7 protein-coding genes and 1 tRNA gene are annotated in these 9,500 nt (G+C 68.6%); 5 read left to right on the forward strand and 3 right to left on the reverse strand.

Annotated elements, in window-relative coordinates:
* Position 1: 1 nt before the first annotated feature.
* Both BN2156_RS20270 and BN2156_RS20275 read right to left on the reverse strand, forming a co-directional pair.
* Positions 2-2,461: a GAP1-N2 domain-containing protein gene (locus BN2156_RS20270; RefSeq protein WP_090516748.1), complete on the reverse strand. Its 2,460-nt coding sequence runs from the start codon at positions 2,459-2,461 to the stop codon at positions 2-4.
* Positions 2,458-4,386, reverse strand: a complete 1,929-nt coding sequence (locus BN2156_RS20275) for a SaeA-related protein (protein WP_090517514.1) — start codon at positions 4,384-4,386, stop codon at positions 2,458-2,460. The genes BN2156_RS20270 and BN2156_RS20275 overlap by 4 nt, the downstream gene beginning before the upstream one ends.
* A 227-nt stretch (positions 4,387-4,613) precedes the next feature.
* On the opposite strand from BN2156_RS20275, the gene BN2156_RS20280 reads away from it, so the two are divergent.
* The 3 genes from BN2156_RS20280 to rfbA are packed head-to-tail and all read left to right on the forward strand — an operon-like array spanning position 4,614 to position 6,980.
* Positions 4,614-5,255 carry a nitroreductase family protein gene (locus BN2156_RS20280; RefSeq protein WP_090516749.1) on the forward strand — a complete coding sequence of 214 codons (642 nt, stop codon included), beginning with the start codon at positions 4,614-4,616 and terminating at the stop codon, positions 5,253-5,255.
* A 30-nt stretch (positions 5,256-5,285) separates the two neighbouring features.
* Positions 5,286-6,059, forward strand: coding sequence for a 4,5-DOPA-extradiol-dioxygenase (gene ygiD / locus BN2156_RS20285; protein WP_090517515.1), 774 nt, complete (start codon positions 5,286-5,288; stop codon positions 6,057-6,059).
* Between the two features lie 54 nt (positions 6,060-6,113).
* Positions 6,114-6,980, forward strand: a complete 867-nt coding sequence (rfbA, locus tag BN2156_RS20290) for a glucose-1-phosphate thymidylyltransferase RfbA (RefSeq protein ID WP_090517516.1) — start codon at positions 6,114-6,116, stop codon at positions 6,978-6,980.
* A gap of 79 nt (positions 6,981-7,059) precedes the next feature.
* Here rfbA and BN2156_RS20295 read toward each other — a convergent pair.
* Positions 7,060-7,142, reverse strand: a tRNA-Leu gene (locus tag BN2156_RS20295).
* 274 nt (positions 7,143-7,416) lie between these two features.
* On the opposite strand from BN2156_RS20295, the gene BN2156_RS20300 reads away from it, so the two are divergent.
* Together BN2156_RS20300 and BN2156_RS20305 are read left to right on the forward strand one after the other, a co-directional pair.
* Positions 7,417-8,856, forward strand: coding sequence for an FHA domain-containing protein (locus BN2156_RS20300; protein ID WP_090516750.1), 1,440 nt, complete (start codon positions 7,417-7,419; stop codon positions 8,854-8,856).
* A gap of 131 nt (positions 8,857-8,987) precedes the next feature.
* Entirely contained in the window at positions 8,988-9,455 is a 468-nt protein-coding gene (locus BN2156_RS20305; RefSeq protein ID WP_029110475.1) for an FHA domain-containing protein FhaB/FipA, read from the forward strand.
* The last annotated feature ends 45 nt before the right edge of the window (positions 9,456-9,500 follow it).

The raw sequence follows: 9,500 nt of genomic DNA on the forward strand, positions 1-9,500 counted from the left end.
GTCAGCCCCGGCTCCCCCTCAGTCGCTCCGCCAGCGACGGATTGTCACCCCGCCGCGTCAGCAGCCTGTTCACCATTTTGCGGTATCCGCGCATCGCCCCCTCGGAGGAGTCACCCGACAACTGCGCCATCAACACCACCACGGATTCCGCGTCGGCGCTGCCCATGCCCGCGGCCACCTGCCCGGCCAGCACGCCTGCGAGCCGGTCCACGGGGTCGAGGACGTGGCCACCGGACTCGGTCGCCGCGGCCCGGAGCAGGCTGACCGCCACGACTGTCACCGGCGCCAATTGGCCGCCGTCGACCAGCGGTAGCACGCGGGCCACCGCCTGTGTGCCGCAACCTTTTTCGCCGGCCAAGGCGTTGCAGGCCCGCGGGTACGGCTGCCCCGTCAGCACGCCCAACAGCGCAAACGCCAGGAGCCGAGCGGTGAAGTCCGGGTGCACCGAGCCTGGTTCCAGCCCGGTCAGCACCTGGTCCCACAGCGGCACATACGAGCTCTGGTGGGTGTGCAGATAGCGCTGATTCAGCCAGTCCCCCGGTTCGATGTGCCGCACGGCCGCACACGCCACCGCTACGTTGTCGCCGTTGTCGTCGATCACCTTGCCCGCCAACTGCTGCAGCGACTCGGAGTCGGCGGCGCCCACCAGGGTGCGCAGCGCGGCCATCCGGGGCAGCGGCTCGGTGCCGATGGCCATCAGCAGATCCGACGGATTCCAGACGGCCGCGGCGGCCGCGGCCGCGAAATGCTCCGGATCGGTCATCCGCAGCCACCACAGCTGCGCACCGAGATCGCCCGGCAGTGCCGGGCCGCGGCGGCGCGATCGCAGACCACGCAACGCGGCGCGGGTCCACACCGGATCCCACGGCTGGGCGGCCGCGAGTTCGGCCGGTTCGGGCACCCGGGCGGCCTCGGCCAGCCAGTCCAGCACGTCGTCGCCGACGGTGCTGCCCTCCGCGTCACCGTCGCGCAGCAACAGCGTCCCCAGGGACAGCCGGTCGGCGGCACCGATCAGCCCGCGCACCCGAGGGTCGGCCAGACCGGGGAGCACACCGTCGGTCAGCGCCGCCTGCAGCCGGTCGTCGGCCACCCCGGCCCGCAACAGCAGGTCGACGACGCGCAGCAACCGATCCGGGCCCTGGACCTGACTACGCTCCAGGGCGGGCCCGATCGCCTTCCGCAACGACGAAGGTATTGGTTTCCCGTGAAACATTCTCGGCCCCAACGGGATTGGACCGGTCTGGGACAGCCACACGTCATCAGCGATCGCCCGCGCGAAGTACGTGGCATCGGCGAAGGCCGCGCCGGCCCCATCCGGCAACTCGTGCACCGCCCGCCAGGCATCGGCCGTGGTGGTGCCGACCACGGCCGAGAACACGTCGGCGATGGTGTGCGCGGCCTCGGACCCGACCAGCGCCCCGGACGGGGAATGCGCGGCGATCACCTCGTGGGCCTCGACCTGCGCGTCGGCGAATTCCGGGCGCCCGGCCACCGCCATGGCCATCGGCCACGCCGGGTGCAGCCTGTCGTCGCGCACCTGCGTGGACAGCGTGTCGATGTCATCGAGTACGCGCCGTGCGGAGGCCACGTCGAGCAGGACCACCTGCGCCATCACCGACCACCGAGTCACCTCGATCCGGTGTCCGCCCGCGGTGCGGTGCGGATCGCCGCCGAGCTCGCCCAGCGATACGGTCTCGGCTTCGCTGATAACCGCCATTCCCGGTTCGACCGCGGCGAGGTCCTCGATCGGCACCGCGCTGAGCAACTGGCCACTGTGCGGGGTGACCTGCTCGGCGCGGTCAAAGGTGGAAAAGCTCAACTCCGCCGCGGTGCCGGGCGACATCAGGAAGCTCAGCAGACCGATCCACTGCGCGGCCGCATCCGGAGACTGCACACCCAGCACCACCGGCGGCCCGCCGGCCAGCGCCGCGGCCACCGCATCCATGAGCGCGAACAACGTCGCCAACCGCCAGGTGGTGGTGTCCAGTGCAAACGCCACCACGCTGTCCTTGGTCACCGCGCTGCCCACCTCCGGCAGCGCCCCGGGGAGCACGGCGCGGGCCACCGCGGCGGCGCCGTAGGGCTGCAGCCAGTGCGGCGACCGCCACCGTTGGATGGCCCGGCAGCGCGGGTGGGTGTGGGGGGCACGGTCCAACAACACGTGGGCGAAGACGTTGCCCGGCCGGCCCGTGCTGTCCGACCCGGCCGGAAAGGTGTGCCAGTACCCGGCGCCGTCACCGAGATGGCGGTAGGCCAGCCGGCGGGGACCCTGCTCGAGCTGCTCGGGAGTGGGGAAATCGGGCATCTGCCCGACCGGCCGGAACACCGTGCGGACCCCGGCCATCAACGCCTGCGTCTCCTCGGGTGTCAGACCGCCGCTGGTTTCCTTGACCTGCCAGCCGCCGGTACTCCCGACGGCATCGAACGATGTGTAGGCGAGCTGGCCGTAGCGCGACGTCATAGCACCGTCGTGGTGAGCTGCAGGGTCGGCACCGGCGGGTCCAGCAGGGCAACGGTTCGCAGCTGCGCGGGGTCGGGGATGTTGAGGAACAACCGGATCCAGCCGTGCAGCCCGCTGACGTTGGCGGCCCACAACTCGCCGCTGCCCGACGCGGTCAGCGCCGTCCACCGCAACTCCTTGGACGGCTGGTCCGCCAACTGGCCCTGCGCGTCCAGCGGCGCCACATCGACCGGTTGACCGTCGTGCACGCTCAACGGAATCCGCTGCGGGTTGTTGACCAACACGAACGAAGGCGACCCCGGCACGTCGTACTCCGAACGCACGGCGACGGTGGCCGTGGTGGGAAAACCATTGGGGTCACGTCCGATTCGCACCGCGTACTGCAAGCGCAGCATGCCCGGGTACTCGATGCTGGCCACCGGCCCGGTCACGCGTCGTCCGCCGGAGAACGCCACCGGCGCCAGGTGAAGTGAGCAGCCCCCCACCGGTAGGGCGCCCGTCAGGTGCATGCCGCCGTACTTCTCGTAGTCCTCGAGGGAGATCTCGAAGGACCGGCCGGTCAAACCGGCCCGGGGGTCATGGCCCTTGGCCGCCAAGGTCACCACCACACCTGCTGCACCGGCCGGCCATTCGAACGTCAGCACCTGCTTGTTGCAGTACTCGGCGAGTTCGATGTCGCGGATCGTGCCGGTGCGCACCGCCGACACGGTGCGGCCCAGAACGGCCCGCCCGGCCACGATCGTCACCGGCGTCACATAGGCCCGGCTCCAGCCCTGCGGCCAGGGCACCCCCGCCATCAGGGTGCGGTGGGTGCCGTCGGGTTGGGCCTGATCGATGACGGGCTGACGCAGCCGCAGGTCCGGGGTCAGCCCCACCTGCTCGAGCGCGTTCTCGGGGAGCTCGGTGGACACGCCGCCGGCGCTCGGGCCGGTCTGGCTCAGATACACGGCCACCTCCGCGCCCGGAGCGGCCCATGACACGTCGAAGGTCTCACCGTCGAAACCGGTGTCGACCGAGATGTCGGTGACCGCGGCGAGCACCGCGGAGACCTCGATGTCGGCGTCGGCGGGCTCCGAGAGCCGCACGACCCCGTCGACCTCGACGGCGCAGCGCACCCGGTAGCGGTAGCGCGTACCCCGGGCCGCCCCGGAATCGACGAAACCGGTCCGGTGCTCACCGTCGGCCAGGATCCGATAACGCGACTCGTCGATCTCGCTTTCCTCGGCGTCGTCCAGCGGGATGCGGTACACGTGCACCGAACTCGCTGCCGGTGGCGCCGTCCACTTCCCGATGACCAGACCGTTGTCCTCCCGGACGGACACGTCGACGAGCGGGGCCACCAACACCCCGCCGGCGTGCAGCACCGGCCTGGTGCTCAGGGCATCCGCGCGGGATGTACCGGTGATGACCCACACCTGGTAGTAGCGCACCGGACCGGTCAGCGGCCGGTCATCGCTCGCGGCCGACAACGGTGTCGCCGCGACGAGGTCGGCGTTCTCCGGGGACTTGGGTTCCCGATCCTCGGCGCTGACCACCCGGTACAGCACCACTCCCCCGTTGGCCTGATAGTCCGGCCAGCTCAGGTCCACGACCTCGGGGCGCGACTCATCGTGGCGGAAGGAGATGGTGTGCACGGAACCGGCGGTGGGCACCGCCGTCTCGGTCGTACTGGCCGCGGCTCCGGTTTCGAGCTCGGCGAGCACCCGGGCCATCTCGTCGGCATGCTCGGCCACCGACCCGGGCAGCATCTCGCGGATCTGCTCGACGTCGGTGCGCCCGGACCGGAGTACGAGACGCAGGTGCGCCTCTTTGAAACTGCGCGCCGCGACCGCGCCGGAGTCGACCAATTGCTGACGCCAGGCCAGCAACGGCGCCAGCCGGGGATCCGCGTCGTCGGGATCGTCGACGGGATACAGATCGGGCATCAGAACACCAAATCCCCGCCGGACGTGACCGCTGGGCGTCACGTACTCCGGCAGCTCGAACAGCGCGAACTCCTGAGGTGGCAGACCGGCATTGGCCTGCACACCCAGAAACGCTACCGCAGCGGCGACGTGGTCACCGCGACATGGTGGGCCGGTGAGAAGGACGGGGTTGTGCACCGCCACATATGTTCGGCACATTCGGATGGATCGCGATGTGAGGGAGGGATATGTCTTCGACCGGATCCGCCACGGACAACCTGTGGGAAGTGATGTCGACATCGCGGACGATCCGGCGGTTCACCGACGCACCGGTCGACGACGCGACGCTGACCCGCTGTCTGCAGGCCGCGGTCTGGGCGCCGTCTGGGGCGAACGCGCAGGCCTGGCGGTTCGTCGTACTGCGCTCGGCCGAGCAACGCGCCGTCGTCGCCAAGGCCGCGGCCCAGGCGCTCGCGGTCATCGAACCCGTCTACGGCATGACACGTCCCGCCCAAGACGACACCAGCCGACGGGCCAGGACCAACCGCGCCATCTACGAATTGCACGACCGGGCAGGCGAGTTCACCTCGGTGCTGTTCACCCAGCAACGCTTTACCACCGCCTCGGAACTGCTGCTCGGCGGATCGATCTTCCCCGCCATGCAGAACTTCCTGCTCGCGGCCCGGGCCCAGGGGCTGGGGGCCTGCCTGACCAGCTGGGCCTCCTACGGTGGGGAACAACTGCTGCGTGAGGCCGTCGGGGTGCCCGACGACTGGATGCTGGCCGGTCACGTGGTGGTGGGCTGGCCGCGCGGATCTCACGGCCCGGTGCGCCGGCGACCCGTCAACGAGCTGGTCTGCATCGACCATTGGGACAACCCGGCACCCTAGGCTGGCTTCATGGGTACCGCCCCCGCCCTGATGCCCGCGGCGTTCATCGGCCACGGCAGCCCGATGAACGCCCTCGAATCCAACCGCTTCACCTCGGCCTGGCGCAGTTTCGGGCAGACCGTGCCGCGGCCCCGCGCGATCCTGGTGATCAGCGCGCACTGGTACATCAACGCCACCGCGGTCACCGCGATGCCGCGCCCGCGCACCATCCACGACTTCTACGGATTCCCCCGCGAGCTGTTCGACGTCCAGTACCCGGCACCGGGGCTGCCGGAGCTGGCCGAGGAGGTCAGCGACGTGGTGCATCCGACCTGGGTGGGCGCCGACATGGACAGCTGGGGTATCGATCACGGCACCTGGTCGGTGCTGGTGCACGCCTTTCCCGACGCGTCCATACCCGTTGTGCAACTGGCGATCAACGCCAACGAACCGGCCGAGTATCACCTGCGGCTCGGGGCCAAGCTGGCACCGTTGCGTGAGCGCGGCGTGCTGGTGGTGGGCAGCGGCAACATCGTGCACAACCTCGCCGGCATGGACCCCACCCGGCCAGAGGACGGCTTCGCCTGGGCCAGGCGGTTCGACGACGCCGCCCGCGAACAACTCACCCACTCCCCCGCCGACGTCCTCAACCTGGCCGCACATCCCGACCATGCGGCCGCGGTACCCACCCCGGACCACTTCATCCCGATGCTGTACTTCGCCGGGCTGGCCGCGGCCGCACCCCAGTCCGCTCGCTCCGTCGACACGTTGGTCACCGGCTACACCTACGGGTCGTTGTCGATGACGTCCTACCTGCTGGGTTGAGCCGGATCATTTCAACGAGGCCGCCGATACGGTCGCGATATGGTGGCGGGCGTCATGCGCGGAATTCTCCTGGCCGGCGGGTCCGGCACCCGGCTGCATCCGATCACCATGGGTGTCAGCAAGCAACTGCTGCCGGTGTACGACAAACCGCTCGTCTACTACCCGCTGTCCACCCTGATCATGGCCGGTATCCGCGATATCCTGGTGATCACCACGCCCACCGACGGCCCGGCCTTCCGGCGCCTGCTCGGTGACGGCTCGGCATTCGGGGTGAACCTGAGCTACGCCACCCAACAGCAGCCCGAGGGGCTGGCCCAGGCGTTCATGATCGGCGCCGAGCACATCGGCACCGGTTCGGTGGCACTCGTGTTGGGCGACAACGTTTTCTACGGCCCAGGTCTGGGGACGAGCCTGCGCCGGTTTCAAAACGTCAGCGGCGGAGCCATTTTCGCTTACTGGGTGGCGAACCCGGCGGCCTACGGCGTGGTCGAGTTCAACGCGGACGGCACCGCCTTGTCACTCGAGGAAAAGCCGGCCGTGCCCAAGTCCCAGTACGCGGTGCCGGGGCTGTACTTCTATGACAACGACGTCATAGAGATAGCCCGGTCGCTGCGGAAATCGGCCCGCGGTGAATATGAGATCACCGAGATCAACCAGACCTATCTCGACCAGGGCCGGCTCTCGGTCGAGGTGCTGGCCCGCGGGACGGCCTGGCTGGACACCGGCACCTTCGACTCCCTTCTGGACGCCAGCGATTTCGTGCGCACCATCGAACGCCGCCAAGGATTGAAAATCGGGGTGCCCGAGGAGATCGCGTGGCGGTCCGGCTATATCAATGACAATCAACTGGCCGCCCGTGCCAAGGAACTGCCCAAATCCGGGTACGGCGACTATCTACTGCAACTGCTGAAGCGCAAGTAGCAGCGTCCCGCCAAACACGAAGGCCGCGAACTCTGTTGAGTCCGCGGCCTTCGTCGCAGTTCGTGTGAACCGCTCTCTGTGGGCGAAGGGGGACTTGAACCCCCACGTCCCGAAGGACACTGGCACCTGAAGCCAGCGCGTCTGCCATTCCGCCACTCGCCCGAATGACCGAGGCAGCGTAACACTGCGAGCGCGCCGTTCCCAAACCGGCCGATCAGCGGGCCGATCTACCGGCCGTCAGATTGTCAGAAAACCCTTAAGCTCATCTAGATCAGGTCACTGACCTGCATCGATCGGATTCTCAGAGTTCTGTTGGTCCCGCATTTGGGCACCAGGCCGATACCATGCTTGTGAGCAGTGTGGCCAGAGCGACACGCGGGAGCACGGGTGACCGTGCCGAGGCGGCGAGCGACAACGAGAAAAGGCGGGCGGTGACATGGGTCTGGTCGACCGCATCGAACGCAAACTCGAGTCGACCGTCGGCGATGCGTTCGCCCGGGTCTTCGGCGGCTCGATAGTGCCCCGAGAAGTAGAGACGGCGTTGTGCCGGGAAGCCGAAACCCGAGCCCGTACGGTGGCCGGTGGACAAGTTTTGGCACCGAACGACTACGTAATTACGCTCAGTGGCACTGACTATAAGAAGGTAAGCGCCGATACTGACCTGACCTCGACCGCGTTCGCCAAGCATCTGGGGGGATTCATCCGTGATCAGGGGTGGCAAACGTATGGTGATGTTGTCGTTAGATTCGAGCAATCACCGAACCTGCACACCGGACAGTTCCGCGCGCACGGCGCGGTCAACCCCGATTCGACCGCTGGCGAATCCGCGCGAGCCCAAGGCGACCATGCGTTCACCGCAGAATCAGGAGAACCACCTATGACCGATAACCCGAATTACCGCGGCGGCCAGGGACAAGGGCGGCCCGGCGACGACTATTACGACGACCGCTACGGACACCCGCAGGATGACCCCCGCGGCGGCCAGTACCCGCCGGATCAGGGCGGCTACCCTCCGCAGGAACCGGGCGGTTACCCCCCGCAGCGCGGCGGCTACGGCGGCGACCGGGGTGGGTACCCCGACCAGGGCGGCTACCCGGACCAGGGTGGATACCCCGATCAAGGCGGCTACCCCGACCAGGGCAACTACCCTCCGCAGTCCTACGAGCAGCAGCGTCCGCCCGCCGGTTACGGCGGTCAGCAGGGCGGCGGTTATGACCGCGGCTACGGCGGCCAGCCGGGCGGCGGCTACGGCCAGCCTCCTCAGGGCGGGCAGCCCGGTTACGGCGGCGCCGAGTACGACTACGGACGTCAGGACCAGCGTCAGGGCGGTGGCTACCCCGAGCAGGGTGGCTACGGCGGCGGCGCCCAGCCCTACGGACGTCAGGACTACGGCCAGCAGCAGGACTATGGCCGCGGCTATGCCGAGCCCCAGCAGGGCGGTTACCCCGAGCAGGGTGGCTACGGGGAGCCGGGCTATGGCGAGCAGGGCGGCGGCTACGGCGGCGGCGAGTACGGCGCACCGCAGGGCGGCCAGCCCGGGTACGGCGGCCAGCAGGGCGGGTACGGCGGCGGCGATTATGCCGCCGGCGGCGCTGCGGTCACCCTCCAGCTCGACGACGGCAGTGGTCGTACCTACCAGTTGCGCGAAGGCGCCAACGTGATCGGCCGCGGACAGGACGCGCAGTTCCGTCTTCCCGACACCGGGGTGTCACGCCGGCATCTGGAGATCCGGTGGGACGGCCAGGTTGCGTTGCTGTCAGACCTCAACTCCACCAACGGCACCACCGTGAACAACGCCCCGGTGCAGGAGTGGCAGTTGGCCGACGGCGACGTGATCCGGCTGGGCCATTCCGAGATCATCGTGCGCGTGCACTGAGCGTCTGAGACCGGACACACCTGAGTGGCAAGCACCCCGCTTCGCCCTCACGGCGATCGCCGTCCAAGTATCGTGACGTTGCCGACGGTAGCTGAGCGGTACCAGTGGGGCGGATACGGAGAGGACGTCAGATGCAGGGGTTAGTGCTGCAGCTGACACGTGTCGGATTCCTCCTGCTGCTGTGGCTGTTCATCTGGTCGGTGCTGCGCATCCTGCGGACCGATATCTACGCGCCCACGGGCGCGGTGATGGTGCGCCGGGGGTTGGCTCTGCGCGGTTCCCTGCTGCCGAGCCGGGACCGCCGTCACATCGCGCGGCAATTGGTGGTCACCGAGGGCGCACTGGCCGGAACCCGCATCACGTTGGGTGCCCAGCCGGTGCTGATCGGCCGTGCCGACGACTCCACTCTTGTGCTCACCGATGATTACGCTTCGACGCGCCACGCCCGTCTCTCACCACGAGGTTCGGAGTGGTACGTCGAGGACCTAGGATCGACCAACGGCACATACCTTGACAGGGCGAAGGTGACAACAGCGGTAAGAGTTTCGATCGGAACACCGGTTCGAATCGGTAAGACGGTAATCGAGTTGCGTCCGTGACGCCGCGCACGCGAGGAGCAGATCTGGCAACGCGCACGCGAGGAG

It is taken from the genome of Mycolicibacterium neworleansense (assembly GCF_001245615.1).
Lineage (GTDB): Bacteria > Actinomycetota > Actinomycetes > Mycobacteriales > Mycobacteriaceae > Mycobacterium > Mycobacterium neworleansense.

What these genes read in the sequence shown, in the direction of transcription:
- BN2156_RS20270 (WP_090516748.1), bottom strand. Translation starts at nt 2,461, where the DNA reads ATGACGTCGCGCTACGGCCAGCTCGCCTACACATCGTTCGATGCCGTC.
- BN2156_RS20275 (WP_090517514.1), bottom strand. Translation starts at nt 4,386, where the DNA reads ATGCCCGATCTGTATCCCGTCGACGATCCCGACGACGCGGATCCCCGG.
- BN2156_RS20280 (WP_090516749.1), top strand. Translation starts at nt 4,614, where the DNA reads ATGTCTTCGACCGGATCCGCCACGGACAACCTGTGGGAAGTGATGTCG.
- ygiD (WP_090517515.1), top strand. Translation starts at nt 5,286, where the DNA reads ATGCCCGCGGCGTTCATCGGCCACGGCAGCCCGATGAACGCCCTCGAA.
- rfbA (WP_090517516.1), top strand. Translation starts at nt 6,114, where the DNA reads ATGCGCGGAATTCTCCTGGCCGGCGGGTCCGGCACCCGGCTGCATCCG.
- BN2156_RS20300 (WP_090516750.1), top strand. Translation starts at nt 7,417, where the DNA reads ATGGGTCTGGTCGACCGCATCGAACGCAAACTCGAGTCGACCGTCGGC.
- BN2156_RS20305 (WP_029110475.1), top strand. Translation starts at nt 8,988, where the DNA reads ATGCAGGGGTTAGTGCTGCAGCTGACACGTGTCGGATTCCTCCTGCTG.